The organism is Ramlibacter sp. (genome assembly GCF_036383835.1).
Taxonomy (GTDB): Bacteria; Pseudomonadota; Gammaproteobacteria; order Burkholderiales; family Burkholderiaceae_C; genus Ramlibacter.
In genome coordinates, this window is sequence record NZ_DASVNN010000054.1 from 1 (window position 1) to 25,560 (window position 25,560).

Consider the following 25,560-nt stretch of genomic DNA (forward strand, 5'->3'; position numbering starts at 1 on the left):
CTCACCCCGACCTACGGGGAAGCAGGCTGGTTTTCGTAGGTCGGGGTGAGCGCGCGCAGCGCCGAACCCCGACGCAAAGGTTCACTCGTCCAGCAAGCCCCCGCGATAGAAGCTGTACGCCGTCCCATCGTGCAGGTAGAAGAACCCGTCCCCGCACGCATCCTTGCCCGGGAAGAATTCCCGGTACTTCTTCGGCACCAGCCGCTCCAGTTCCTCGTCGGAGAATTCCTCGAACTCCTGCGGCGTGATCGGCTGGCCGGCGCGCAGCCGGCGGCGCGGCTCGTCCATCATTCGAGCCGCACGACGGTGAGCGGCTTGAAGCCGAGGTCCACCTGCTTGCCCTTGCGGCCGCGCGCGCCCCTGGCGTTGTTCAGCGAGCGCACTTCCAGCACTTCGTCCTTTTCCTTGTCGCCGCGGCCCAGGCCCGCGATGCGCACGGACTTCACGTACGCCGCCGCGCCCGCAAGCTCCTCCTTCGGCTCGAGGTCGATCAGCATCAGGCCGCGGCCGCCGTTGGCCATGGGCTTGAGTTCCTTGATCTCGAAGGTGAGGACGCGCCTGCCGGTCGAAGCGCAGCACACGTGCGTGGCGAAGGAATCCTTGCCGGCCACGCCCACGAGGGACGGCCGGCACACGGTCTCGCCGGCGCCGAGCGATACGAAGGACTTGCCGCCTTTCTGCCGCGACACCATGTTCTCCACCGCCGCGACGAAACCGTAGCCGCCCGAATTCGAAAGCAGCAGGAAGACGTTGCCCGCGCCGGCGAAGTAATGCACCAGCTGCGTTCCCGTCTCCAGCTCGATGAAGGTGGTGAGGGGCTGGCCGTCGCCGCGCGCGCCCGGCAGGATGCTCACCGGCACCGAGTACGCGCGCCCGTTGCTGCCGAAGGCGAGCAGCGTGTCCACCGTGCGGCACTCGTAGGTTCCGTACAGGCCGTCGCCCGCCTTGAACGCGAAGCTCGCGGCATCGTGGCCGTGGCCCTGGCGCGCGCGCACCCAGCCCTTCTGCGAGACGACGACCGTCACCGGTTCGTCGATCACCTTCACTTCCGCCACGGCCTTCTTCTCGGCCTGGATCAGCGTGCGGCGCGCATCGCCGAACATCCTGGTGTCGGCCTCGATCTCCTTGACCATCAGGCGGCGCAGGGTGGCGGGCGAGCCGAGGATCTCCTCCAGCTTCGCCTGCTCGCCGCGCAGTTCCTTCAGTTCCTGCTCGATCTTGATCGCTTCCAGTCGCGCCAGCTGGCGCAGCCGGATTTCCAGGATGTCTTCCGCCTGGCGATCGCTCAGCTTGAAGCGCGCGATCAGCGCCTGCTTCGGCTCGTCGCTGTTGCGGATGATCCGGATCACCTCGTCGATGTTCAGCAGCACCAGCTGCCGGCCCTCGAGGATGTGGATGCGGTCCATCACCTTGTCCAGGCGATGCCGCGAGCGGCGCTCGATGGTGCGGTGGCGGAACTCGATCCACTCCGTGAGCATCTGGCGCAGCGACTTCTGCGTCGGCCTGCCGTCCAGGCCCACCATGGTGAGGTTGATCGGCGCCGAAGTCTCCAGCGAGGTCTGCGCCAGCAGCGTGGTGGTGAGCTCGCTCTGGTCGATCTTGCTGGTCTTCGGTTCGAACACCAGGCGCACCGGGGCGTCCTTGCTGGATTCGTCGCGCACCGCGTCGAGCACCGCGAGCACCGACTGCTTCAGCTGCAGCTGGTCCTGCGTCAGCGACTTCTTGCCGGCCTTCACCTTGGGGTTGGTGAGTTCCTCGATCTCCTCGAGCACCTTCTGCGTGCTCACGCCCGGCGGCAGTTCGGTCACCACCAGCTGCCACTGCCCGCGGGCGAGGTCCTCGATCTTCCAGCGGGCGCGCACCTTGAGCGAGCCGCGGCCGCTGCCGTAGGCGTCGGCGATGTCCGCGGCGCTGCTGATCACCTGGCCGCCGCCCGGGTAGTCCGGCCCGGGCACCAGGCTGAACAGGTCCTCGTCGGACAGCTTGGGGTTCTTCACCAGCGCGACGCAGGCCTCGGCCACCTCGCGCAGGTTGTGCGACGGGATCTCGGTCGCGAGGCCCACCGCGATGCCGCTCGCGCCATTGAGCAGCGCGAAGGGCAGGCGCGCCGGCAGCACCACCGGTTCCTGCGTGCTGCCGTCGTAGTTGAGGACGAATTCGACCGTGCCCTCGTCGATCTCGTCGAGCAGCAGGTTGGAGATCTTCGACAGGCGCGCCTCGGTGTAGCGCATCGCCGCGGCGCCGTCGCCGTCGCGGCTGCCGAAGTTGCCCTGGCCGTCGATCAGCGGGTAGCGCTGCGCGAAGTCCTGCGCCATGCGCACCAGCGCGTCGTAGGCGGCCTGGTCGCCGTGCGGATGGAAGCGGCCCAGCACGTCGCCCACCACGCGCGCGCTCTTCACGGGCTTGGCGCCGCTGCCGGCGCCGAAGCCCAGGCCCATGCGGTACATCGAATAGAGGATGCGCCGCTGCACCGGCTTCTGGCCGTCGGCCACGTCGGGCAGCGCGCGGCCCTTCACCACGCTCAGCGCGTATTCGAGGTAGGCGCGCTGGGCGTAGGTGGCGAGGTCCAGCCCTTCGTCGCCGCCGCCGGCGTTGTCGAACGAGATCAGTTCTTGTTCCATGGTCCTTGTCTATGCAAGCAGTTCTTCCTGGGTGAGGGTCACGATGCGGCGTTCCGACGCGGCCAGCACTTCGTGGTCCAGGCGCGCGTTGAGGCGATGCAGCAGCACCTTCGGCGCGACGTCCGCGCCGGGCACCGCGGCGAGCACGATGCGGAAGCGCAGGAATTCGGCCCTCAGCGCAGGCAGGGGATCCTTGAGTCCGGCCACGAGGATACGCCCTGCCACGGCGGAGGCCGCCTGGCCGGGCGCCACGCCTTCGACCAGCACGCCGATTCGCGCATGCGCCAGCCGCGCGGCGACGTCGCCGTCCCGCAGCAGCGATTCGCGCACGCGGCTGGCCGCCGCCAGCACGGCGGACTCCGCCGCCTCGGGCCCGAACTCGGCGCCGATGGTCGGGAGGTTGTCGACGTTCACCACCATCAGCACGCTGGGATGGCCGTAGCGCCGCGTGAGGTGGCGCGCCGCGCGCACGCGCTCGCCCAGCACCAGCGGCGTGGCGAGGCCCGTGAGCGGGTCGATCGTGTTGCGCGCCAGGATGCGGGCACGGGTCTCGCCGAGGATGCGGCCGCGCCAGGCCGTGGCGAGATAGCCGCAGGCGGACCACAGCGTGAGCAGGCCTGCGAGCAGCACTGCGTCCTGCACCGTGTAGGGCGTGACGTGGGCGGCGACGGCCAGCGTGGCGAAGGCGAGCGCCGCGATGCCGGGCGGCATCCACCAGATCCAGGGCTTGCTCTGCCGCCACGCGGGCACCAGCGCCAGGACGGCCACCGCGCACCAGAGCACGATGCCGGCCGCGAGCGCGCCCGCCGTGTAGACGCCGGCGATGGCGAGCGCGGGCAGCGCACCGGCGCTCACGCCCAGCAGCCAGCGCCGCGCGCTGCGCAGGCCGCCGGCATGCGAGAGCAGGTCCAGCAGGTGCATGCCGGCGATCGCGGGCACCAGCAGCAGCACGGCGGAGTGCAGCAGCGGGTCCTGGCCGAGCAGCGACTGCACCGCCACCACCGCCATCAGCGTCGCCGCCCCATGCAGCAGGAAGGCCCGCTCGCGGAAGGCATTGGCCTGGATGACGCAGAACAGCACCAGCAGCACCTGCGCGCCCACGCAGGCGCCCAGCCACAGGTGCGCCGGATCGATGCGGTCGATCATGCGGGGGAAGCGGAGGATTGCGGTGCGCCGGACGGCTGCGGCAAGTGCATCAGTGCCTGTCGTAGTCGCTCGCGCCGTCGGGCAGCGAATCGGGCTGCGCCGCGGGCGCCGCGGCAGGCGCCGGGGCGATGACGGGCGGGAGGTTCCGGCGCGCGGCGTTCGGGGCCGGCATTTCCATGCGCACGCGATGCGGCGTCTCGGGGGGCGCCGGCGTCATCGCCGGCGGCTTCAGCATGGTGTACAGCTGCATCACCGTCTTCACGTAGTTCTGCGTCTCGCGGTAGTCGGGGATGCGGTTGCCGGCGCGCTGCACGGCCCCCTCGCCCGCGTTGTAGGCCGCAAGGGCGAGCTCCAGCCGTTCGGGGAACCTGCGGATCAGGTAGCCGAGGTAGCGCGTGCCGGTGCGCACGTTGGTCCGCGGGTCGAACAGCTTCTGCGTCACCGGCGCCTTGCGGTCGGCCTTCACGCCATAGCGCTGGGCCGTCGCCGGCATGATCTGCATCAGCCCCACCGCGCCCTTGGGCGACACGGCCGCCGGGTCGAACCCCGACTCGGTGGCGATCAGGGCCTGCAGCAGCTCGATGTCGACCCCGTGCTCCTTCGACGCCTCGCGCAGGTGGTGCTTCACCTGCTTGTAGCTGGGCGAGATCTCGAAGAAGGCGATCAGCTTGCTGGTGGAGGCGCTGGGAACCGCCACCGAGCGCGGCGTGGCCACGCCCTGCCCGGTGTCGAAGCTCTCGCCACCGCGGAAGAACAGCTCGTAGCGTTCGTCGACCTTCTCGGCGGAGAAATGGGCGACGCCCCTTTCGTCCACGTAGCCCCACACCTCGGCGCGCGCCGGCGCCAGCCACAGCGTGGCCAGCACGACGGCGACGGCGGAGGCGAAGGCGCGTTTCATGCCTGCAGTTCCAGCGCGCGGCTGCGACGCTGCGCGAATTCGGATTGCAGCATGGACAGGACGACGAGGGAATCGTAGCCACCCTCGATTTTCACGGCCTCGCGCAATTCGCCCTCGAACTGGAAGCCTTCCGAGTCGTAAAGGGCCTTGGCCCGCGTGTTGCGCTTCTTCACATCCAGCCAGAAGCGGTGGGCGCCCAGGTCGTCGAAGGCGACCTTCTTGGCCACGCGCAGCGCCGCGCGCCCGAAGCCCTGGTGCTTGTGCTGCACGACCATGCGCTTGAGCTCGATCGACAGGTGCTGGTTGCGGCACCCGATCAGGATCAGGAAGCCGGCGCGGTCCAGGTCGGGCCCGGCCTCGACGATGAAATGCCGGAAGTCCGGGAAGCGGATCGCCGCCTCGTGCTGGATCTTTTCCCAGGGCGTGATGTAAGGCAGGTTCTCCGGATCGCGCTCGAGCGTGAGAACGTAGTCCAGGTCGCTCTGCATGGTGGGGCGCAGGCGGACGCGGGTCATTTCACGTCAACCATCAGATGTCGATCTCCACCGCATCGCCATGCAGCTCCATGAGCTCGCGCCGCGCGGCGGCTTCGCCCTTGCCCATGAGCTTGGTGATGAGGTTTTCGGTGCCCGAGAAATCGAACTTGCCCAGCTGCACCGGCAGCAGGCGGCGGGTGTCGGGATTGAGCGTGGTCTCCCACAGCTGCTCCGCGCTCATCTCGCCCAGGCCCTTGAAGCGGCTGATGGTCCACTTGCCCTCGGCCACGCCTTCCTTGCGCAGCTTGTCGAGGATCGCCGTGAGCTCGCCCGCGTCCAGCGCGTACTGCTTGCCGGCCGGCTTCTTGCCGCGCGCCGGGGTGTCCACGCGGAACAGCGGCGGCCGTGCGACATACACGTTGCCCGATTCGATCAGCTTGGGGAAGTGGCGGAAGAACAGCGTCAGCAGCAGCACCTGGATGTGCGAGCCGTCGACGTCGGCATCCGACAGGATGCAGATCTTTCCGTAACGCAGGCCCGAGAGGTCCACCGTGTCGTTCGGCCCGTGCGGGTCGACGCCGATCGCCACCGCGATGTCGTGGATCTCGGTGTTGGCGAACAGGCGGTCGCGCTCCACCTCCCAGGTGTTGAGCACCTTGCCGCGCAGCGGCAGGATCGCCTGGCATTCCTTGTCGCGGCCCATCTTGGCGCTGCCGCCGGCGGAGTCGCCCTCCACCAGGAAGACCTCGTTGTGCGAGAGGTCCTTGCTCTCGCAGTCGGTCAGCTTGCCGGGCAGCACGGCGACGCCGGAGCCCTTGCGCTTCTCGACCTTCTGGCCCGCCCGCTGGCGCGACTGCGCCGCGCGGATCGCGAGCTCGGCGAGCTTCTTGCCGTATTCCACGTGCTGGTTGAGCCACAGCTCCAGCGCCGGGCGCACGAAGCTGGAGACCAGGCGCACCGCGTCGCGCGAGTTCAGGCGCTCCTTGATCTGGCCCTGGAACTGCGGGTCCAGCACCTTGGCCGACAACACGTAGGAAGCCCGGGCGAACACGTCCTCCGGCAGCAGCTTCACTCCCTTGGGCTGCAGGTTGTGCAGCTCGATGAAGCTCTTGACGGCGTTGAACAGGCCGTCGCGCAGGCCGCTGTCGTGCGTGCCGCCGGCGGTGGTGGGGATCAGGTTGACGTAGCTCTCGCGCATCGGCTGGCCGTCTTCCGTGAAGGCCACGCACCAGGCCGCGCCCTCGCCCTCGGCGAAGTTCTCGTTGTTCTCGGCGTAGCCCTCGCCCTCGAACAGCGGGATCACCGGATCGGCCGTGAGGGTCTGCATCAGGTAGTCGCGCAGGCCGCCCTTGTATTGCCAGGTCTGGGTGTCCTTCTTCTTCTCGTCGTGCAGCTGCACCGTCACGCCGGGCATCAGCACCGCCTTGCTGCGCAGCAGGTGGGCCAGCTCGTTCATCGGCAGCTGGGTGGACTCGAAGTACTTGGCGTCGGGCCATACGCGCACCGTGGTGCCCTGCCTGCGGTCCTCGGCGCCGCCCTTGCGCCTCTTCAGCTTCTCGACGACGTCGCCGCCGGAGAAGGCGAGCGTCGCCACCTCGCCGTCGCGGTAGCTGGTGGCTTCCAGCCGCCTGGCCAGCGCATTGGTGACGGACACGCCCACGCCGTGCAGGCCGCCGGAGAAGGAATACGCGCCGCCCTTGCCCTTGTCGAACTTGCCGCCCGCGTGCAGGCGGGTGAACACCAGTTCGATCACCGGGGCCTTCTCCTCGGGATGCAGGCCGAAGGGGATGCCGCGGCCGTCGTCCTCGATGCTGACGGACTGGTCGGCGTGCAGGATCACGCGGATGCGCTTGCCGTGCCCCGCCAGGGCTTCGTCGGCCGCGTTGTCCAACACCTCCTGCAGGATGTGCAGGGGGTTGTCGGTGCGCGTGTACATGCCGGGCCGCTGCTTCACGGGCTCGAGGCCCTTGAGCACGCGGATGGAACCTTCGGAATACTCGGATGGTTTGGTCGCCATAGGGCTGCGGATTTTAGTCGGCGCGGGGCGCCTCACTGGATGTCTGTACAGCCCAGCCTACATTGATGCGTGGCCTTCATCAATCCCCCCAAAACATTTCAACAGGGTTGTCAGGCCCGCGGCAAGCGTTCGTGAGGCCTTCTCGCTACAGTCGCCGCCATGTCCCCCGCCGAACGCAAGCTTTCCATGGCGCAGGTGCTCGCCTGCGGCGCCATGATCGTCACCCTGTCCATGGGCATCCGCCACGGCTTCGGCCTGTGGCTGCAGCCCGTCACGCAGGCCCAGGGCTGGAGCCGCGAGACCTTCGCCTTCGCGATCGCCATCCAGAACCTGGCCTGGGGCTTCATCGGCATCTTCGCCGGCATGCTGGCCGACCGCTTCGGCGCCTTCCGCGTGCTGATCGGCGGCGCGGTCCTCTATGCGCTGGGCCTGGCGGGCATGGCGCTGTCGCCGAACGCATTCATCTTCAGCCTCACCGCCGGCGTGCTGATCGGCGCGGCCCAGGCCGGCACCACGTACGCGGTGGTCTACGGCGTGATCGGCCGGCAGATCGATCCGGCCAGGCGCTCGTGGGCCATGGGCGTGGCGGCGGCGGCCGGCTCCTTCGGCCAGTTCCTGATGGTGCCGGTGGAAGGCTTCCTCATCTCCGGCCTGGGCTGGCAGCAGGCGCTGCTGGTGCTCGCCGTCGTCGTGCTGCTGATCTCGCCGCTGGCCTTCGGGCTGCGCGAGCCGGGCTTCGGGGGCGGTGCCGCGCCGGTCAAGCGCGAGCAGACCATCTTCCAGGCACTGGGCGAAGCGTTCAAGTACCCCAGCTTCCAGCTGCTGATGGCCGGCTACTTCGTCTGCGGCTTCCAGGTGGTGTTCATCGGCGTGCACATGCCCAGCTACCTGAAGGACAAGGGCCTGTCGCCGCAAGTGGCGAGCTACGCGCTGGCGCTGATCGGCCTGTTCAACGTGTTCGGCACCTACATCGCCGGCACGCTGGGCCAGAAGCTCGCCAAGCGCAAGATCCTGGCGGCGATCTACCTGGGGCGCTCCATCGCGATCGCCGTGTTCCTGTGGGCGCCGCTGACGCCGATGTCGGTCTACATCTTCTCCGCGGTGATGGGCGTGCTGTGGCTGTCCACGGTGCCACCGACCAATGCCACCATCGCGCAGATCTTCGGCGTGGCGCACCTGTCGATGCTGGGCGGCTTCGTCTTCTTCAGCCACCAGATCGGCTCCTTCATGGGCGTGTGGCTGGGCGGCCTGCTGTACGACCGCACCGGCAGCTACGACATCGTCTGGTACATCTCCATCGCGCTGGGCGTGTTCGCGGCGATCGTGAACCTGCCGGTGCGCGAGGCGCCGATCGCCCGCGGCGCGGTGCCGCAGGGAGCCTGAGCCCATGGCGGCACGGACGAAGAAGCTGCTGGCCTACGGCGCCGCGACGGCAGCGCTGGCGGCGGTCTTCGTCCTCTACACGCGCCCGGACATGATGGTCGCCATGGGCGACATGATCTGGGCCTGCTTTCGTTGACTTAACCCTGAAAAGTCGCAAGCGACTTTTCAGGGTCAAGTGAATCTCCGCTAGGGATTGCCTCCTCTCCCTTTAGGGGGAGCCACCTTCGGCCGCTCGACAGGCGCGATTACAGTCGCCGCCATGAACGTCACCATCATCACGGGCGGTTCCGACGGCATCGGCGCGGAGATGGCGCGCCAGCTCGCCGTCCGCCACAAGTCGGCGATCGCGCTGGTGCTCGCCGCGCGCAACGCCGGCAAGCTCGAGGCCGTCGCCGCGCAATGCCGCGCGCAAGGCAGCGAAGTGCTCTGCATCCCCATGGATGTCTCCGACGAGACGCAGTGCCGCGATCTCGTCGCGCGCAGCGTCGAGCGCTTCGGCCGCATCGACACGCTGGTGAACAACGCGGGCATGTCGGCCCAGGCGCTGTTCGAGGACGTGCAGGACCTGCGCTGGTACGAAGACCTGATGCGGGTGAACCTGTGGGGCTCCGTCTGGTGCACCCACGCCGCCCTGCCCCACGTCAAGGCCGCGCGCGGGCGCATTGTCGCGGTGAGTTCGCTGTCCGGCCTGCTGGGCGTGCCGGGACGCACCGCCTACGCGGCGACCAAGTTCGCCATGACCGGCTTCTTCGAGGCGCTGCGCGCCGAACTGCGCCAGGCCGGGGTGAGCGTCACCATCGCCTATCCCGGCGTGGTCACCACCCACCTGCGCCACCGCGGCTACAACGCGCGCGGCGAACCGGCGGGCTTCAGCGGGCTGAAGGAAGACGACGCGATGTCGGTGGAGGAATGCGCGCGGCTGATCGTCGACGGGATGGAACGGCGCGAGCGCGACATCGTGATGACGGCCAAGGGCAAGATCGGCCGCTTCCTGAAGCTGCTCGCGCCGGGCGTGGTGGACCGGATGGCGCTGGCGGCGCTGAAGCAGGAAGCGCGGCCGCACTGAGGGCGGGCGCCCCGGCGTCCGGAGCGCCCCCAGCGCCCCCTCCCCAACCCTCCCCCGCAGGGGGAGTTGGTCACAATCACGCATGCACGGAACCGAAGAAGCATCCCCCTGGATCGTCCGCTGGAGCCACCTGGTGCCCGCCGGCGGCACGGTGCTGGATCTCGCCTGCGGGCGCGGGCGGCACCTGCGCTGGTTCGCGCAGCGCGGGCATCGCGTCACCGGCGTCGACCGCGACGCCGACGCTTTGGCCAGCCTGACGGGTGCCGGCGAAACCATCGCCGCCGACATCGAGAACGGCCCCTGGCCACTGGCGGGCCGGCAGTTCGACGCGGTGGTCGTCACCAACTACCTCTGGCGCGCCCTCTTCCCGCGCATCCTCGACAGCGTCGCCCCCGGCGGCGTGCTGCTGCACGAGACCTTCGCGCAGGGCAACGAAACGGTCGGCAAGCCGTCGCGGCCCGATTTCCTGCTGGCGCCGGGCGAACTGCTGCGCGCCTACCCGGGCCTGCGCGTGGTCGCCTTCGAGGACGGCTTCCTCGACGCGCCACCCCGCTTCGTGCAGCGGATCGCGGCGGTGCGCCAGCGGCCCGGCCCTACACCTGAGCGATACATGCTCTAGCCTACAATCCGCCATTCCCCGGGAAGAAGCCCATGACACCGATTACTGGCAGCATCGTCGCCCTCGTGACGCCGATGCACGACGACGGCAGCGTCGACTACCCCGCCCTGCGCAGGCTCGTCGACTGGCACATCGAGCAAGGCACCGACTGCATCGGCGTGGTCGGCACCACCGGCGAGTCGCCCACCGTCGACGTCGAGGAACACCGCGAGATCATCCGCGTGTCCGTCGAACAGGCGCGCGGCCGCGTGCCGATCATGGCCGGCTGCGGCGCGAACTCCACGCTGGAGGCGATCGAGCTGGCGAAGTACGCGCAGAAGGTCGGCGCCGACTGCCAGCTGCAGGTCGTGCCCTACTACAACAAGCCCACGCAGGAAGGCCAGTACCGGCACTTCAAGGCGATCGCCGAGGCCACCGGCGACCTGCCCATGGTGCTGTACAACGTGCCCGGCCGCACCGTCGCGGACATGCTGCACGACACCGTGCTGCGCCTGGCCGAAGTGCCCGGCATCGTCGGCATCAAGGAAGCCACGGGCAACATCGAGCGGGCGCAATGGCTGATCCGCGACTGCCCGCAGGGCTTCGCCATCTATTCCGGTGACGACCCGACCGCCGTGGCGCTGATGCTGTGCGGCGGCCAGGGCAACATCAGCGTGACCGCCAACGTCGCGCCGCGCCTGATGCACGAACTGTGCGTGGCCGCGGTCGCGGGAGACGCGAGGAAGGCGATGGAGATCCAGCGCAAGCTGATGCCCGTGCACAAGCACCTGTTCGTGGAAGCCAACCCGATCCCGGTGAAATGGGCCATGGCCCGCATGGGCCTGATGGGCGCGACGATGCGCCTGCCGATGACGCCGCTGGCGCCCGCCAACGAGCCGGTGGTCGAAGCCGCGCTGCGCGCGGCCGGCCTGCTGGCCTGAAGAGAAACGATAGAGGGGATTCCATGAAGTTGACCGTGAAGTTCGGCCTGCTCGCCCTGGCGGCCGCGCTGTCCGCCTGCTCCGTGATGGAAGGCGACAAGATCGATTACAAGACCGCGTCCCGCGGCAGTTCGCTGGAGGTGCCGCCGGACCTGACGCAGTTGTCGCGCGATACGCGCTATGCCATGCCCGGTGGCGCGGTTTCGGCCAGCAACTACCAGCTGGGCCAGTCGCTGCCCGGCGTGCCCACCGCGGCCACCGCCGTGGGCGACGTGCGCATCGAGCGCGCCGGCAACCAGCGCTGGCTGGTGGTGAACCGGCCGGCCGACCAGCTCTGGCCGCTGGTGCGCGACTTCTGGCAGGAGAACGGCTTCCTGCTGGCGATGGACCAGTCCAACCTGGGCATCATGGAAACCGACTGGGCCGAGAACCGCGCCAAGCTGCCGCAGGACTTCATCCGCAGCACGCTGGGCAAGCTGCTCGACTCGGTGTACTCCACGCCGGAGCGCGACAAGTTCCGCACGCGCCTGGAGCGTTCCTCCAGCGGCGGCACCGAGATCTACGTCAGCCACCGCGGCATGGTGGAGGTCTACAACAGCAACCAGAAGGAACAGACCGTCTGGCAGCCGCGCCCGGCCGATCCCGAGCTGGAAGCCGAATTCCTGCGCCGACTGATGGTCCGCCTCGGCGCGCCGCAGGCGCAGGCCCAGGCCGCCGTCAACACCGCGCCCGCCACGGCCACGTCGCGCATCGCCTCGGTGAACAACCAGCCGGTGGTCCTGATCAACGAGCCCTTCGACCGCGCCTGGCGCCGCGTCGGCCTGGCCCTGGACCGCACCGGCTTCACCGTGGAAGACCGCGACCGCAGCCAGGGCACGTACTTCGTGCGCTACGTGCCGCCCAACCCGGACAAGAAGGACCCCGGCTTCCTCGGCCGCCTGTTCAGCCGCGAGCGCGCCGAGGCGCCCCTGAAGTTCCGCATCAACCTGAAGACCGAGGGCGAGACCACCACGGTCTCGGTGTTCAACGCCAACGGCACGCCGGAAACGTCGGCCAACGCGCAGCGCATCGTGCAGGTCATCGCGGACGACCTGAAGTAACGGTGATCCGGTTCAAGAGCCTGGGCAGCGGCAGTTCGGGGAACGCCACGGTGATCCAGGCGCGCGGCGCCACGGGCCTCACGCACCTGCTGGTCGACTGCGGCCTCGGCATCCGGGAGCTGGACAAGCGCCTGGGTGCCGCCGGCATGATGGCCGACCACGTCGACGCCATCTTCATCACCCACGAGCATGGCGACCACATCGGCTGCGCGCGCCAGCTCGCGGTGCGCGAGCGCATCCCGGTGTACATGAGCGAAGGCACCTACGCGGCCATCGGCGAGCCGGACTTCGACGGTCTGCTGCGCATCGCCTGCGACGGCGCGACCATCGACCTCGGCGGCATGCAGGTGCGGCCGTTCACCGTGCCGCACGATGCGCGCGAGCCGCTGCAGCTCACCTGCACCGACGGCGACGTCCGCTTCGGCGTGCTGACCGACCTGGGCCACGTCACGGCGCACGTCGCGCAGGAACTCGCGGGTTGCGCCACCCTGTTGCTGGAATGCAATCACGACGAGCAGATGCTCATGGGCGGCAGCTACCCGCCCTTCCTGAAGCGGCGCGTGGGGGGCGGCTGGGGTCACCTGGCCAACAGCGCGGCCGCGGCGCTGGCGCGATCGCTGGTGGCCGCCGGCGCGCTGCGGCAGGTGGTGGCGGCGCACCTGAGCGAACAGAACAACACGCCCGAGCTCGCGCGGCAGGCCCTGGTGGACGCGCTCGGCACCGCCGCCGAGGTCCACATCGCCGACGGACGCAGCGGCAGCCATTGGCTGGGCGCCTGAAGCCCCGAAACGAACCAAAGAAAAAGCCGCCCGAGGGCGGCTTTTTCGTCGCTGTCGCGAGCTGCTTACTTGGTAGCGCTGGCAGCGGCGGAAGCGGAACCGGCGGCGGCGGAAGCAGCAGCTTCGGCAGCCGGGGCAGCGGCGGGAGCCGGAGCCGGGGCGGGAGCAGCGGCGGGAGCCGGAGCGGGCGCGGGCGCCGGCTCTTCCTTCTTGCCGCAGGCGGCGAGGGCAGCGGCGGCGACCAGGGCGGCCAGAACGAGCGATTTCTTCATTTCAGTTTCCTTCTAGGTTGGGACACGAACCGGAAATTTTTGTCCTTGGCGGCAGGCGCGCCATCGACGGGAACGAGAAAGCTCACGCCTTCCAGCTCAGCCAAGCATTATAGCCTTTTGTTGATTATTCCCGGACCGGGCGGTTCGGCGCGCGAAACTTTTCCTACAGGCCCAGCGTGGACGCGGCAAAGGCCGGCGTGGCTTTCTGCAGCCAGGCGTCGAGCAGCTCGCGCACTGCGACGCGGCGCTCGGGCTCGCCGCCGCAATAGCCGATGCTGTGCTCGTGCTCGCGCCGCTCCAGCGTCCATGCGGGGCTCCAGAGGGCGCTGGGCAGCTCCAGCGGGTCGGCACTCGCGCACGCACTGGCGGTGACGATGTGCGACCAGGCGGTGCGCCACTGAACGAAGCGCGCGTGCAGGCGCACGACGTCGTCGTACTTGCGCGCCAGCAGCACCATCCTGCGCCCCGACTTCGCCCAGGCCTGCAGCGAGTCGGCGACGGCGCGCTCGCCGAGCGGCCAGTCCTCGAAAGTGGCGTCGCTCAGCACGATCTCGCGCCAGCCGTCGCGCGCGGCGCAGGCCAGCGCGTCGCGCACCAGCTGGCGGAAGTCCTCGCGGCCCTGGAACCTGCGCGATGGCAGTTCGACGATGTCGTTCACGCACCCCCTCCTTCCGCATGCAGCCAGCCGGCCTCGCACCAGGACAGCAGCAGCTCGCGCGCGGCTTCGCTCGCGTCCGCCACCTCGCGCGGCTCCAGCCGGCGCCGGTCCGCCAGCCGGCGCATCAGCGCCGCGTCGCGCCCGCCGGCACGCCAGGCCTCGCCGTTGATGAACACGTGGCGCCGGTCGTGCAGCATGCGGGTGCGCGGGTCGAGCCGCACGCCCTGCAGGCGGCGCGGCGCACGGGCCGGCTCGAACCAGACGTTGGACTTGGGCTCGGTGAGGTATTCGCCGAGCGCGCGATCGAGCGCCGACGCATCCTTCAGCGCCGCGGCGAGCGCGGCCTGCGCGAACTCCGCCAGCGCGGCGGGGACGGCGCCCGGCGCGTCGGTCGCCGGCTGCGACGCATCGCGGTACAGCCGCTCCGGCGCGTCCCCGGCGGCCTCGTCGGCGATGCGCTGCAGCAGCTCGCGCGCCAGCTCCGCCTGCGCCGGCGCGCGGAAGCCGATCGAATAGGTCTGGCACTCGCCCACCGCGACGCCGTCGTGCGCATAGCGCGGCGGCAGGTAGAGCATGTCGCCGGGGTTCAGCACGTACTCTTCCTCGGCACGGAAGTTCTCCAGGATCTTCAGCGGCACGCCTTCCTGCAGCGCGAGGTCGTCCTGCCGCCCGATGCGCCAGCGCCGCTGGCCCTGCGCCTGCAGCAGGAACACGTCGTAGCTGTCGAAGTGCGGCCCGACGCCGCCGCCGTCGGTGGCGAAGCTGATCATCAGGTCGTCCAGCCGCGCGGCGGGAAGGAAGGAGAACCGGTGCAGCAGCGCGTGCGCGGCCTCGTCGTGCAGGTCCACGCCCTGCACCAGCAGGGTCCAGTCCTTCCGCTTCAGCGCGGGCAGCGCGCGCCGCGCGAACGGGCCGCGCTGCAGGCGCCAGGACTTGCCTTCGCGCATCACGACGCGCGATTCCACCTCCTCCCTGGCCGCCAGCGCGAACAGCTCGCGCGGGGCGAGCAGCGGCTGGAAACCGGGAAAGGCATTGCGGACCAGCAGCGGCTTCTTCTGCCAGTGCCTCTTCATGAACTGGGCGGGCGAGAGGCCGCCGAGGAGGGGCGTGGGTCGTGTGGTCTGCATGGGGAGCTGCGACAATTCTCCTATGGAAATCACATCGCACTGCGTCGTCGCGCTGACCTGGACCCTGAAGGACACGCTCGGCGAGGAACTCGATCGCCTGGAGGAGCCGGTGGAGTTCCTGGTGGGCGGCAGCGACCTGCTGGCCAAGATCGAGGAGGCCCTGCAGGGCCACGAGCCGGGCGACCGCGTCGACCTGCACCTGGAGCCGGAGGATGCGTTCGGCGACTACGAGGAGGAACGGGTGTTCCTCGAGCCGCGCTCGGTGTTCCCGGCGGAGCTGGAGGAAGGCATGACCTTCGAGGGCCTGCCCGCCGGCGCCACCAGCCAGGACGCGCCGCGCGACCTGCTCTACACCGTGACCGAGATCTATCCCGAGCACGTGGTGGTGGACGGCAACCATCCGCTCGCCGGCATTGCCTTGCGGCTGCACCTGAAGGTGGAGGCGGTGCGGGAAGCGACGGAAGAGGAGGTGGGCCGGGGGACGCTCGGGACCGGCTTCTTCAAGATCGGCGGTTAAGCCGCCGGGAATGAAAAACGCCCGGCTGCGCCGGGCGTTTTTCATGGAGCCTGTGCTGCTCAAGCGCGATAGATCACGCCGTTGTCCACGCGCACGCGGTCGCCCACGCGCAGGTCGCCGGTGGCCGGCACTTCATAGGTGCGGATCACGCCCTGGTCCGACTGCATCGTGATGCGGTAGCCGGGAGCGGTGGTCGCGCCCTGCGAGTTGCGGGCGATGTTGTTGCCGATCGCGGCACCCGCCACGCCACCCAGCACGGTGGCCGCGGTGCGGCCGCTGCCGCTGCCGATCTGGTTGCCCAGCGCCGCACCGGCCAGGCCGCCCACCACGGCGCCCAGGATGTTCGGGCCGGTGGACTGGGTGCTGCCGACGGGCATGTACTCGATGTTCAGGATGCGGCCGTATTCCATGCCGGCCACCTGGGTGGTCGCCACCGGATAGGCCGCGGTCGTCACGGGATAGGTGGGATAGGTGGTCGTGCGGACCGTCGGGCCCAGGGGTTCGGAAGCGCAGGCAGCCAGCATCGCGGCGGCCAGACCGCCAACAACGACGGTCGTCAGGCGAGAGATGTTCATGCAAATTCTCCTTCGTTCGGTGGACAAGACTTCACATGGCACGACACCATTGCCGAGCCCTGTACAGTCATTGAAGCCAAACAAAGCCCCGCGCAGCCGCAGGGTTTCACGCACGTTGGTGTAGGCCTGGGTTGTTCAGGCTGTCAGCGCGAACGCACGCGCGGGTGCATCAGCTCTTCCCTGTCGAGCCGTAGCCGCCGGCGCCCCGCTGCGTAGGCGGGAATTCCGCGACGACGTGGAAGGACGCCTGCATCACCGGCACGATCACCAGCTGCGCGAGGCGCTCCATCGGCTGGAGCGTGAAGGTCGTGTCGCTGCGGTTCCAGGCGCTCACCATCAGCTGCCCCTGGTAGTCGCTGTCGATCAGTCCCACCAGGTTGCCCAGCACGATGCCGTGCTTGTGGCCGAGGCCGGAGCGCGGCAGGATCAGCGCCGCGTAGCCCGGGTCCTTCAGCCAGATCGCGATGCCGGTCGGCACCAGCTTCCACGCGTTCGGCTCCAGGGTCAGCGGCTCGTCCAGGCAGGCGCGCAGGTCGAGACCCGCGCTGCCCGGGGTGGCATAGGTGGGCAACTGGTCCGCCATGCGCGGATCGAGGATCTTGACGTCGACTTGCATTCTTGGTGTTCAGGTCTTCAGGCGGCGCGCGATCTCGGCCACGAGGCGGCGCGCGCATTCGGTCTTGGTGGCGCGCGGCAGCTCCGTCACGCCCTCGGCATCCACCAGCAGCATCTGGTTGTCGTCCTGGCCGAAGGTCAGCGGCCCGATGTTGCCCACCAGCAGCGGAATGCCCTTGCGCTCGCGCTTGGCCTTGGCGTGCTTGACGAGGTCGTGGCTCTCCGCGGCAAAGCCCACGCAGAACAGCGCCCCGTTCTTCGCGCGCTCCGTCTTCGCCACGGTGGCGAGGATGTCGGGGTTCTCGGTGAACCGCACCGTCGGCGCGTCGCCGCTGCCGTCCTTCTTGATCTTGTGGTCGGCCTCGGTGGCCGGGCGCCAGTCGGCGACGGCGGCCGCGGCGATGAAGACGTCGGCCCGCGGCACTTCGGCCTGCGTGGCCGCCAGCATGTCGCGCGCGGACTTCACGTCGATGCGGCGCACGCCGCGCGGCGTCGCCACGCTCACGGGGCCGGCCACCAGCGCGACGTCGGCGCCCGCCGCGCGCGCGGCGCGCGCGATCGCGAAGCCCATCTTCCCCGAGGAGTGGTTGGTGATGCCGCGGATCGGGTCCAGCGCCTCGAAGGTGGGGCCGGCGGTGATCACCACCCTCTTCCCCGCCAGCACCTTGGGCTGGAAGAAGGCGACCAGGTCCTCCAGCAGTTCGTGCGGCTCCAGCATGCGGCCGTCGCCGGTCTCGCCGCAGGCCTGGAAGCCGGTCCCCACGCCCAGCATCGTCGCGCCGTCGGCGGCGAGCTGCGCCATGTTGCGCTGGGTCGCCGGATGCGCCCACATCTCGCGGTTCATCGCCGGCGCGATCAGCAGCGGCACGCGGTCGACGGGACGCGCCAGGCACATCAGCGACAGCAGCTCGTCGGCCCGCCCATGCACCAGCCGCGCCATGAAGTCCGCGCTGCAGGGGGCGATGAGGATGGCGTCGGACTGCCGCGACAGGTTGATGTGCGGCATGTTGTTCGGCTCGCGCGGGTCCCACTGCGAGGTGTAGACCGGACGGCCCGACAGCGCCTGCATGGTGACCGGCGTGATGAACTGCTCGCTCGCCTCGGTCATCACCACCTGCACGGTGGCGCCCTCCTTCACGAGGGCCCGGCACAATTCCGCCGCCTTGTAGCAGGCAATGCCGCCGGTGAGCCCGAGGACGATGTGCTTGCCGGCGAGGTCGTTCATGGCTCAAGTGTAATGAGGAGCTCGTCATCCCCGCGCAGGCGGGGATCCAGGGCATTCGGCAACGCGCGCAGCGCGTTGTTTTCCGGCGCCCTGGATTCCCGCCTCCGCGGGAATGACAAGGGGTTTCCTTATAATCTCGCTTTACCACCTCCCCGGGAGCGGACCTCCCGACCTGACATGACCAAATTCGTCTTCGTCACCGGCGGTGTGGTGTCCTCCCTGGGCAAGGGAATCGCCTCAGCCTCCCTCGCAGCGATCCTGGAGTCGCGGGGCCTCAAAGTCACCCTCATCAAGCTCGATCCCTACATCAACGTGGATCCGGGCACGATGTCCCCCTTCCAGCACGGCGAGGTGTTCGTCACCGACGACGGCGCGGAAACCGACCTGGACCTCGGCCACTACGAGCGCTTCGTCACCACGCGCATGCGCAAGGCCAACAACTTCACCACCGGCCAGATCTACAAGTCGGTGCTGGAGAAGGAACGCCGCGGCGACTACCTCGGCAAGACCGTGCAGGTGATCCCGCACGTCACCAACGAGATCCAGGAATTCATCCGCCGCGGCGCCGCCATCGGCACGCCGGGCGAAGTGGACGTCGCGATCGTGGAGATCGGCGGCACCGTGGGCGACATCGAGTCCCTGCCCTTCCTGGAGGCCGTGCGCCAGATGGCGCTCAAGCACGGCCCGAACAATTCCGCCTTCGTCCACCTCACCTACGTGCCCTTCATCAAGGCCGCCGGCGAGCTCAAGACCAAGCCGACGCAGCACACCGTGCAGAAGATGCGCGAGATCGGCATCCAGCCCGACGCCCTGCTGTGCCGCGCCGACCGCAACATCCCCGAGGACGAGGCCGAGAAGATCAGCCTGTTCACCAACGTGCCGAAGTGGGGCGTGATCTCCATGCCGGACGTCGACACGATCTACAAGGTGCCGCGCGTGCTGCACGAGCAGGGCCTCGACGGCCTGATCTGCGACAAGCTGCGCCTGAACACGCCGCCGGCCAACCTCAAGCGCTGGGACGACCTGGTGTACGAGGTGGAGCATCCGCGCGGCGAAGTGACGATCGCGATGGTCGGCAAGTACGTCGACCTGTCGGACAGCTACAAGTCGCTCAACGAGGCGCTGCGCCACGCCGGCCTGAAGAACCACGTGCACGTCAAGATCGACTACCTCGACTCCGAGACGATCACGCCCGACACGGTCAAGCAGCTCTCGAAGTACGACGCGATCCTGGTGCCCGGCGGCTTCGGCAAGCGCGGCATCGAAGGCAAGATCGCCGCGGCCCGCTTCGCCCGCGAGAACAAGGTGCCCTACCTGGGCATCTGCCTGGGCATGCAGGTCGCCACGATCGAGTACGCCCGCGACGTCGCCGGCCTGAAGGACGCCAACAGCACCGAGTTCGAGCCCCAGACGCCGCACCCCGTGATCGCGCTGATCACCGAGTGGAAGGACGCCGACGGCACGATCAAGACGCGCACCGAGAAGTCCGACCTGGGCGGCACGATGCGCCTGGGCGCGCAAAGCTCCGACGTCGCCAGGGGCACGCTGGCGCACCAGATCTACGGCGACGTGGTGACCGAGCGGCACCGCCACCGCTACGAAGCCAACGTGCAATACCTGGACCAGCTGCGCAAGGCCGGCCTCGTGATCTCCGCGCTGACCCAGCGCGAGCAGCTCACGGAGATCGTCGAACTGCCGCAGAGCGTGCATCCGTGGTTCATGGGCGTGCAGTTCCACCCCGAGTTCAAGTCGACGCCGTGGGACGGGCACCCCCTGTTCAATTCCTTCATCCACGCCGCCCTCGGCCCCCAGGCCAGCGTCCAGCCGGGCACCGGCGGCAAGTCCCTGAAAGTGGTGGCCTGACATGAAGTTGTGTGGTTTCGAAGTCGGGCTCCAGCAGCCTTTCTTCCTCATCTCCGGACCCTGCGTGGTCGAATCCGAGCAGCTGCAGATGGACGTCGCCGGCCAGCTGAAGGAGATCACCTCCTCGCTGGGCATCCCCTTCATCTTCAAGAGCAGCTACGACAAGGCCAACCGCTCCTCCGGCACCAGCTTCCGCGGCCCCGGCATGACCCGCGGCCTCGAGATCCTGGCCAAGGTCAAGCGCGAACTGAAGGTGCCGATCCTCACCGACGTGCACACCGAGGCCGAGATCCCCACGGTCGCCGAAGTGGTCGACGTGCTGCAGACGCCCGCCTTCCTGTGCCGCCAGACCGACTTCATCCGCGCGGTGGCGCAATCGGGCAAGCCGGTCAACATCAAGAAGGGCCAGTTCCTCGCTCCCGGCGACATGAAGAACGTGATCCAGAAGGCCCGCGACGCCGCGCGCGAGAAGGGCCTGCCGGAAGACAGCTTCATGGCCTGCGAGCGCGGCGCCAGCTTCGGCTACAACAACCTGGTCTCGGACATGCGCTCGCTGGCGATCATGCGCGAGACCGGAGCGCCGGTCGTGTTCGACGCCACGCACTCGGTGCAGCTCCCCGGCGGCCAGGGCACCAGCTCGGGCGGCCAGCGAGAATTCGTGCCGGTGCTGTCGCGCGCGGCGGTGGCGGTCGGCGTGGCGGGCCTCTTCATGGAGACCCACCCCGATCCCGCCAAGGCGCTGTCCGACGGCCCCAACGCGGTGCCGCTGAAGCACATGCGCGCGCTGCTGGAGACGCTGGTCGAACTCGATCGCATCACCAAGAAGAACGGCTTCCTCGAAAACGACTTCGCCGCCTGAATCCAAGGAGACTTGCCATGCCCGCCCCCGCCTACCTGCTCGTCGAGATGAACATCACGGATCCCGAGCGCTACAAGGACTACATGGCACGGGCCCCGGAGGCCGTGAAGGCCGCGGGCGGCGAGTACCTGGTGCGCGGCGGCCGCCACGAGACGCTGGAAGGCGATTGGCAGCCCCACCGCGTGGCGATGCTGCGCTTTCCCAGCTACGAGCAGGCCAAGGCCTTCTACGACGGCGAGAAGTACACGCTGGCGCGCGGCTTCCGCGAAGGCTGCACCGAGTACTTCAACATGGTGTTGGTCGAAGGTGTGGCGGCACCGGTCTGAAATGCAAACAGCCGGACGCAGAGGACGCAAAGGTTTCGCAGAGATCGCAAAAGGATCCTTGAAATGGACTCTTTCTGCGTCCTCTGCGAAACCTTTGCGCCTTCTGCGTCCGGTTACTGGTTTTTAAAACGAGAGAAAACTTGAATGAGCGCCATCGTTGACATCGTCGGCCGCGAGATCCTGGACTCGCGCGGCAACCCCACCGTGGAATGCGACGTCCTGCTGGAGTCGGGCACCATGGGCCGCGCGGCCGTGCCGTCCGGCGCGTCCACCGGCTCGCGCGAAGCGATCGAGCTGCGCGACGGCGACCCGCAGCGCTACCTGGGCAAGGGCGTGCTGAAGGCGGTGGAGCACATCAACACCGAGATCTCCGAGTCGGTGCTGGGCCTCGACGCCTCCGAGCAGAACTTCCTCGACAAGACGCTGATCGACCTGGACGGCACCGAGAACAAGAGCCGCCTGGGCGCCAACGCGATGCTGGCCGTGTCGATGGCGGTGGCGCGCGCGGCGGCCGAGGAATCCGGCCTGCCGCTGTACCGCTACTTCGGCGGCATGAACGGCTGCCAGCTGCCGGTGCCGATGATGAACGTCGTCAACGGCGGCGCGCACGCCAACAACAACCTGGACCTCCAGGAGCTGATGATCATCCCCGTGGGCGCCCCCAGTTTCCGCGAGGCGCTGCGCTACGGCGCCGAGGTGTTCCACGCGCTGAAGAAGATCATCCACGACAAGGGCATGTCGATCGCCGTGGGCGACGAAGGCGGCTTCGCTCCCAACGTGGAGAACCACGAAGCGGCGATCCAGATGATCCTGCAGGCGATCGAGAAGGCCGGCTACAAGCCGGGCGAGCAGATTGCGCTGGGCCTGGACTGCGCCTCCAGCGAGTTCTTCAAGGACGGCGTGTACGACCTGTCGGCCGAGGGCGAGCGCCTCGGCGCCGCCGACTGGACCAGCATGCTCGAGAGCTGGGTCGGCAAGTACCCGATCATCAGCATCGAGGACGGCATGGCCGAGGGCGACTGGGACGGCTGGAAGCTGCTGACCGAACGCCTGGGCAAGAAGGTGCAGCTGGTGGGCGACGACCTGTTCGTCACCAACACCAAGATCCTGCGAGAGGGCATCGAGAAGAACATCGCCAATTCGATCCTGATCAAGATCAACCAGATCGGCACGCTCAGCGAGACCTTCGCCGCCATCGAGATGGCCAAGCGCGCCAACTACACGGCCGTGATCTCGCACCGCTCCGGCGAGACCGAGGACTCCACGATCTCCGACATCGCCGTGGGCACCAACGCCGGCCAGATCAAGACCGGCTCGCTCTCGCGCTCGGACCGCATGGCCAAGTACAACCAGCTGCTGCGCATCGAGGAAGACCTCGGCGACATCGCGCAGTTCCCGGGCCGGTCCGCCTTCTACAACCTCCGATGAGCGCCGCACGGCCGCCCGAAGGCGCTCGCCCCCTCCGCTTGCGGAGGGGGGAGGAGAAGGCCGCGAAGCGGACAAGCCTGGGGGAGGTTACTGTTTCTTGAGCTCACGCGCCGTCGCTGCCCTCCTGATCGGCCTGCTGGCCGTGGTGCAGGCCCAGCTCTGGCTGGGCCGCGGCAGCGTCGGCGACGTCGCGCACATGCGGCAGAAGCTGGACGAGCAGAAGGCGAAGAACGCCGTCGCCCAGCAGGCCAACGAGCGCCTCGGCTCCGAAGTCCGCGACCTGCAGGAAGGCCTGGAGACGGTGGAAGAGAAGGCGCGTTCGGAGCTGGGCATGGTCAAGCCCAACGAGATCTACGTCCAGATCGTGAAGTGACGCTCGGCACCGCATGCGGATGCGTGCGACGCGTGCGTCATCCCGGCGCAGGCCGGGATCCAGAATATCCAATATGGCCCGCCGCATCGCCCTCCTCGGCGCGGAAAGCACCGGCAAGACGCAACTCGCCACCGGGCTCGCCGCCCACCTGCGCGAGCGCGGCCACAGTGCCGTCGCGGTGCCCGAAGTCTTGCGCACGTGGTGCACCCGACAAGGGCGCGCGCCGCGCCCGGAAGAACAGCTCGCGATCGCGCAGGAACAGGAACGGCTGGTGGATTCGGCCGCGGCCGACTACGTGATCGCCGATACCACCGCGCTGATGGTGCTGGTGCATTCGGGGATGCTGTTCGAGGATTCGGAACTCGACCGCTTCGCGCTCGCGCGCCAGCGCGGCTACGACGCCACCCTCGTCACCGGCCTCGACCTGCCCTGGGTGCCGGACGGCCTGCACCGCGGCGCCGCGGCGCCGCGCGAACCGGTCGATGCACTGGTGCGCACGCTGCTGCAGCGCGCCGGCGTCGCCTACCAGGTGGTGTACGGCAGCGGCGCCCTGCGGCTGCAGGGCGCCCTGCACGCGTTGCAGTCCGCCGGCGTGCTGCCGGACGGCACCGCGCAACGGGCGGACGACTGCGGTGCCGCGCGCGCCTGGACCTGGGTGTGCGAGAAATGCAGCGACCCGGCCTGCGAGCACCGCCTGTTCACGAAGCTGCGCGAAACGCGCGGTTAGGCGCGTCCCGCGCCGCCGCTCAGCCGCGCGCGGCCTTCTTCTTCATCGTCTTCTTCTTGGCCGTCTTCTTGGCGGTGGCCTTCTTGGTGGTCGTCTTCTTCTCCATGGATGCGGCCGGCTTGTCGCTGCCGGTGGAAGGCATGGCGCCGGTGGACGGCGTCGCCGGCGTCGCGGTGGTGCCCGCGCCCGTGGCGGGAGCCGCCGGGGTGGCGGGAGCCGCCGGCGTGGCCGGCGTGGCCTGGGCGAAGGCGAAGGAAACCGCCAGGGAGGCGATCAGCGCGGCAAGCAGCTTGTGCATGGTGTTGTCCTTGATGTCGTTGGAAAGGGCGAGGCCCTCTGCCGCAACGCGCCGGACGGGACACGCGGTGACAGGCGCCGCCTGACGCGCCTGTCGGACGATGCTTACGTCACCGCCCCGCGCCCATCGCGCCGGGCGCTACTGCACGGTCGACGGGCCGGGAGGCCGGTCGCCCGGCGCGGTGAACAGCTGCGCGGCATCCACCGCATCGAAGCGGTAATGCAGGCCGCAGAAGTCGCAGGTCACGTCGATCTCGCCGCGTTCGGCGATGATGCTCCCGGCCTCGTCCTGGCCCAGGCCCTTGATCATGCCGGACACGCGTTCGCGGCTGCAGGTGCAGGCGAAACGCGGCGTCTGCGGGTCGAAGCGCAGCATCTTCTCCTGCCAGAACAGGCGGCGCAGCACCGTCTCGATGTCGAGCTCCAGCAGTTCCTCGGCGCGCAGGCTGCCCGCCAGGATGGCGATGCGGTTGAAGTGCTCGAGCTGTTCGGCCGGGTCCATGCTGCGGCCGTGCGCGATGTTGCCTTCGCCTTCGGCGGGCAGGCGCTGGATCAGCAGTCCCGCGGCCACCGTCTCGCTGGCCGCCAGGACCAGCCTGGTATCGAGCTGCTCCGACTGGCGCATGTAGTGCTCCAGCACGCCGGCGAGGTCCGGCTGGCCCGCCCCCGGCGTCGCATTCAGCGGCACCACGCCCTGGTAGGCCTGCTGGCCCGGCAGCCGGTCCTTCGGGTCGAGCGTGATCGCGCAGCGGCCGCGGCCGTTGACGTTGACGAGGTCCTGCAGGTGCGCATCGGAAGCGACCTCGCCCACCACCTTGGCCGTCACGCGCAGGCTCAGGTCCTGCTGGACCTCGGCCACCGCGACCTTCACCGGCCCTTCGCCGAAGATCTGCATGATCAGCGCGCCGTTGAACTTGATGTTCGACTGCATCAGCACGCCGGCGGCGGCCATCTCGCCCATCATCTGCATCACCGGCCAGGGCCAGGTGGACTGGGCGTCGTCGGCGCGGCGCCGCGCGAGGATCTCGGTCCAGGCGTCGGTCAGGCGCACGATCATGCCGCGCACCGGCAGGCCGTCGAACAGGAACTTGTGCAATTCGGACATCAGCCGATCTTCTTGCGTTTGGCGTGCCGGCGGGCGTTTTCGACGTAGTGGGCGGGAATGGTCTGGAACTTCGCGATCTGCGCGGCATCGAGCGTGCGGATCGCCTTGGCGGGGGCGCCGACGATCAGCGAGTTGTCCGGGAACTCCTTGCCCTCGGTGACCACGCTGCCGGCGCCCACGATCGAGTTCCTGCCGATCTTCGCGTGGTTCAGCACGACGGCCTGGATGCCGATCAGCGAACCTTCGCCGACGGTGCAGCCGTGCAGCATCACCTGGTGGCCGACGGTGACGTTGTCGCCGATGGTGAGCGGCACGCCGGCGTCGGCATGCAGCACCGAGCCGTCCTGGATGTTGGTGTTGGCGCCGATGCGGATTTTCTCGGTGTCGCCGCGCACCACGCAGCCGTACCAGACGCTGGCGTTGTCGCCCAGCTCCACCTGCCCGATCACCTCCGCGTTGTCGGCGACCCATGCGCCCTTGCCGAGTTGCGGCGCCATGCCGTCCAATTCATAGATCGCCATTGTTTCTCCTTAACTTAGAAAAGTCGCCGGAGGCGACTTTTCTAAGT

29 protein-coding genes are annotated in these 25,560 nt (G+C 68.9%); 14 read left to right on the top strand and 15 right to left on the bottom strand.

The window, feature by feature from the left end:
* Nucleotides 1–81 precede the first annotated feature (81 nt).
* Genes VF522_RS09005 through VF522_RS09030 form a run of 6 tightly spaced genes read right to left on the bottom strand, consistent with a single transcriptional unit; the run spans nucleotide 82 to nucleotide 7,158 of the window.
* Nucleotides 82–291: a hypothetical protein gene (locus tag VF522_RS09005; RefSeq protein WP_330907907.1), complete on the bottom strand. Its 210-nt coding sequence runs from the start codon at nucleotides 289–291 to the stop codon at nucleotides 82–84.
* A complete protein-coding gene (gene parC, locus VF522_RS09010) occupies nucleotides 288–2,621 on the bottom strand; it encodes a DNA topoisomerase IV subunit A (RefSeq protein WP_330907908.1) in 2,334 nt (777 codons plus the stop codon). Before parC ends, VF522_RS09005 begins: the two co-directional genes overlap by 4 nt.
* A 9-nt stretch (nucleotides 2,622–2,630) precedes the next feature.
* Entirely contained in the window at nucleotides 2,631–3,767 is a 1,137-nt protein-coding gene (locus VF522_RS09015) for a GGDEF domain-containing protein (protein ID WP_330907909.1), read from the bottom strand.
* A 49-nt stretch (nucleotides 3,768–3,816) separates the two neighbouring features.
* On the bottom strand, nucleotides 3,817–4,665 hold the full coding sequence (locus VF522_RS09020) for a lytic transglycosylase domain-containing protein (protein ID WP_330907910.1): 849 nt from the start codon (nucleotides 4,663–4,665) through the stop codon (nucleotides 3,817–3,819).
* Nucleotides 4,662–5,180 (bottom strand): GNAT family protein, encoded by a 519-nt coding sequence (locus tag VF522_RS09025; protein WP_330907911.1) that lies wholly within the window; start codon nucleotides 5,178–5,180, stop codon nucleotides 4,662–4,664. The genes VF522_RS09020 and VF522_RS09025 overlap by 4 nt, the downstream gene beginning before the upstream one ends.
* 13 nt (nucleotides 5,181–5,193) lie before the next feature.
* On the bottom strand, nucleotides 5,194–7,158 hold the full coding sequence (locus tag VF522_RS09030) for a DNA topoisomerase IV subunit B (protein WP_330907912.1): 1,965 nt from the start codon (nucleotides 7,156–7,158) through the stop codon (nucleotides 5,194–5,196).
* A gap of 159 nt (nucleotides 7,159–7,317) precedes the next feature.
* Here VF522_RS09030 and VF522_RS09035 point away from each other — a divergent pair, with 159 nt between their 5' ends.
* From VF522_RS09035 to VF522_RS09065, 7 genes are all read left to right on the top strand, one after another.
* Nucleotides 7,318–8,541 carry an MFS transporter gene (locus VF522_RS09035; protein ID WP_330907913.1) on the top strand — a complete coding sequence of 408 codons (1,224 nt, stop codon included), beginning with the start codon at nucleotides 7,318–7,320 and terminating at the stop codon, nucleotides 8,539–8,541.
* 4 nt (nucleotides 8,542–8,545) lie between these two features.
* Nucleotides 8,546–8,677, top strand: coding sequence for a hypothetical protein (locus VF522_RS09040; RefSeq protein WP_330907914.1), 132 nt, complete (start codon nucleotides 8,546–8,548; stop codon nucleotides 8,675–8,677).
* A gap of 123 nt (nucleotides 8,678–8,800) precedes the next feature.
* Nucleotides 8,801–9,607 (top strand): SDR family oxidoreductase, encoded by an 807-nt coding sequence (locus tag VF522_RS09045; protein ID WP_330907915.1) that lies wholly within the window; start codon nucleotides 8,801–8,803, stop codon nucleotides 9,605–9,607.
* 82 nt (nucleotides 9,608–9,689) lie between these two features.
* Nucleotides 9,690–10,226 (top strand): class I SAM-dependent methyltransferase, encoded by a 537-nt coding sequence (locus VF522_RS09050; protein WP_330907916.1) that lies wholly within the window; start codon nucleotides 9,690–9,692, stop codon nucleotides 10,224–10,226.
* 32 nt (nucleotides 10,227–10,258) lie between these two features.
* Nucleotides 10,259–11,146, top strand: a complete 888-nt coding sequence (gene dapA / locus VF522_RS09055; RefSeq protein WP_330907917.1) for a 4-hydroxy-tetrahydrodipicolinate synthase — start codon at nucleotides 10,259–10,261, stop codon at nucleotides 11,144–11,146.
* Nucleotides 11,147–11,169: 23 nt separating this feature from the next.
* Nucleotides 11,170–12,246, top strand: coding sequence for an outer membrane protein assembly factor BamC (bamC, locus tag VF522_RS09060; RefSeq protein ID WP_330907918.1), 1,077 nt, complete (start codon nucleotides 11,170–11,172; stop codon nucleotides 12,244–12,246).
* Between the two features lie 2 nt (nucleotides 12,247–12,248).
* A complete protein-coding gene (locus VF522_RS09065; protein WP_330907919.1) occupies nucleotides 12,249–13,025 on the top strand; it encodes an MBL fold metallo-hydrolase in 777 nt (258 codons plus the stop codon).
* Between the two features lie 65 nt (nucleotides 13,026–13,090).
* Here VF522_RS09065 and VF522_RS09070 read toward each other — a convergent pair whose 3' ends face one another.
* From VF522_RS09070 to VF522_RS09080, 3 genes are all read right to left on the bottom strand, one after another.
* On the bottom strand, nucleotides 13,091–13,297 hold the full coding sequence (locus tag VF522_RS09070) for a hypothetical protein (RefSeq protein ID WP_330907920.1): 207 nt from the start codon (nucleotides 13,295–13,297) through the stop codon (nucleotides 13,091–13,093).
* Nucleotides 13,298–13,460: 163 nt separating this feature from the next.
* Nucleotides 13,461–13,955: a hypothetical protein gene (locus VF522_RS09075; protein ID WP_330907921.1), complete on the bottom strand. Its 495-nt coding sequence runs from the start codon at nucleotides 13,953–13,955 to the stop codon at nucleotides 13,461–13,463.
* The gene (locus tag VF522_RS09080) at nucleotides 13,952–15,082 is read right to left on the bottom strand and encodes a JmjC domain-containing protein (RefSeq protein ID WP_330907922.1); all 1,131 of its coding nucleotides are present in this window, start codon (nucleotides 15,080–15,082) and stop codon (nucleotides 13,952–13,954) included. The genes VF522_RS09075 and VF522_RS09080 overlap by 4 nt, the downstream gene beginning before the upstream one ends.
* Before the next feature lie 22 nt (nucleotides 15,083–15,104).
* Between VF522_RS09080 and VF522_RS09085 the strand changes: the two genes are divergently transcribed.
* Nucleotides 15,105–15,599, top strand: coding sequence for an FKBP-type peptidyl-prolyl cis-trans isomerase (locus VF522_RS09085; RefSeq protein ID WP_330907923.1), 495 nt, complete (start codon nucleotides 15,105–15,107; stop codon nucleotides 15,597–15,599).
* 59 nt (nucleotides 15,600–15,658) lie between these two features.
* Here the strand turns inward: VF522_RS09085 and VF522_RS09090 are convergent, their stop codons facing one another.
* From VF522_RS09090 to coaBC, 3 genes are all read right to left on the bottom strand, one after another.
* On the bottom strand, nucleotides 15,659–16,174 hold the full coding sequence (locus VF522_RS09090; RefSeq protein ID WP_330907924.1) for a glycine zipper 2TM domain-containing protein: 516 nt from the start codon (nucleotides 16,172–16,174) through the stop codon (nucleotides 15,659–15,661).
* Between the two features lie 169 nt (nucleotides 16,175–16,343).
* A complete protein-coding gene (dut, locus tag VF522_RS09095) occupies nucleotides 16,344–16,790 on the bottom strand; it encodes a dUTP diphosphatase (RefSeq protein ID WP_330907925.1) in 447 nt (148 codons plus the stop codon).
* Between the two features lie 9 nt (nucleotides 16,791–16,799).
* Complete coding sequence (gene coaBC, locus VF522_RS09100; protein WP_330907926.1) at nucleotides 16,800–18,014, bottom strand: bifunctional phosphopantothenoylcysteine decarboxylase/phosphopantothenate--cysteine ligase CoaBC; 1,215 nt, start codon at nucleotides 18,012–18,014, stop codon at nucleotides 16,800–16,802.
* A gap of 177 nt (nucleotides 18,015–18,191) precedes the next feature.
* Between coaBC and VF522_RS09105 the strand changes: the two genes are divergently transcribed.
* The 6 genes from VF522_RS09105 to VF522_RS09130 all read left to right on the top strand — a co-directional run bounded on the left by VF522_RS09105 (nucleotide 18,192) and on the right by VF522_RS09130 (nucleotide 23,590).
* Nucleotides 18,192–19,877 carry a CTP synthase gene (locus tag VF522_RS09105; RefSeq protein WP_330907927.1) on the top strand — a complete coding sequence of 562 codons (1,686 nt, stop codon included), beginning with the start codon at nucleotides 18,192–18,194 and terminating at the stop codon, nucleotides 19,875–19,877.
* A 1-nt stretch (nucleotide 19,878) separates the two neighbouring features.
* On the top strand, nucleotides 19,879–20,736 hold the full coding sequence (gene kdsA, locus VF522_RS09110) for a 3-deoxy-8-phosphooctulonate synthase (RefSeq protein WP_330907928.1): 858 nt from the start codon (nucleotides 19,879–19,881) through the stop codon (nucleotides 20,734–20,736).
* A gap of 17 nt (nucleotides 20,737–20,753) precedes the next feature.
* Nucleotides 20,754–21,062 (top strand): DUF1330 domain-containing protein, encoded by a 309-nt coding sequence (locus tag VF522_RS09115; protein WP_330907929.1) that lies wholly within the window; start codon nucleotides 20,754–20,756, stop codon nucleotides 21,060–21,062.
* Between the two features lie 144 nt (nucleotides 21,063–21,206).
* On the top strand, nucleotides 21,207–22,490 hold the full coding sequence (gene eno, locus VF522_RS09120; RefSeq protein WP_330907930.1) for a phosphopyruvate hydratase: 1,284 nt from the start codon (nucleotides 21,207–21,209) through the stop codon (nucleotides 22,488–22,490).
* A gap of 97 nt (nucleotides 22,491–22,587) precedes the next feature.
* The gene (locus tag VF522_RS09125) at nucleotides 22,588–22,863 is read left to right on the top strand and encodes a septum formation initiator family protein (protein ID WP_330907931.1); all 276 of its coding nucleotides are present in this window, start codon (nucleotides 22,588–22,590) and stop codon (nucleotides 22,861–22,863) included.
* A gap of 73 nt (nucleotides 22,864–22,936) precedes the next feature.
* Nucleotides 22,937–23,590 carry an ATP-binding protein gene (locus tag VF522_RS09130; protein ID WP_330907932.1) on the top strand — a complete coding sequence of 218 codons (654 nt, stop codon included), beginning with the start codon at nucleotides 22,937–22,939 and terminating at the stop codon, nucleotides 23,588–23,590.
* Between the two features lie 19 nt (nucleotides 23,591–23,609).
* Here VF522_RS09130 and VF522_RS09135 read toward each other — a convergent pair whose 3' ends face one another.
* The 3 genes from VF522_RS09135 to VF522_RS09145 all read right to left on the bottom strand — a co-directional run bounded on the left by VF522_RS09135 (nucleotide 23,610) and on the right by VF522_RS09145 (nucleotide 25,513).
* Complete coding sequence (locus VF522_RS09135) at nucleotides 23,610–23,888, bottom strand: hypothetical protein (protein WP_330907933.1); 279 nt, start codon at nucleotides 23,886–23,888, stop codon at nucleotides 23,610–23,612.
* A 138-nt stretch (nucleotides 23,889–24,026) separates the two neighbouring features.
* Complete coding sequence (locus VF522_RS09140) at nucleotides 24,027–24,992, bottom strand: Hsp33 family molecular chaperone HslO (RefSeq protein WP_330907934.1); 966 nt, start codon at nucleotides 24,990–24,992, stop codon at nucleotides 24,027–24,029.
* Entirely contained in the window at nucleotides 24,992–25,513 is a 522-nt protein-coding gene (locus VF522_RS09145) for a gamma carbonic anhydrase family protein (RefSeq protein WP_330907935.1), read from the bottom strand. The genes VF522_RS09140 and VF522_RS09145 overlap by 1 nt, the downstream gene beginning before the upstream one ends.
* Nucleotides 25,514–25,560 lie beyond the last annotated feature (47 nt).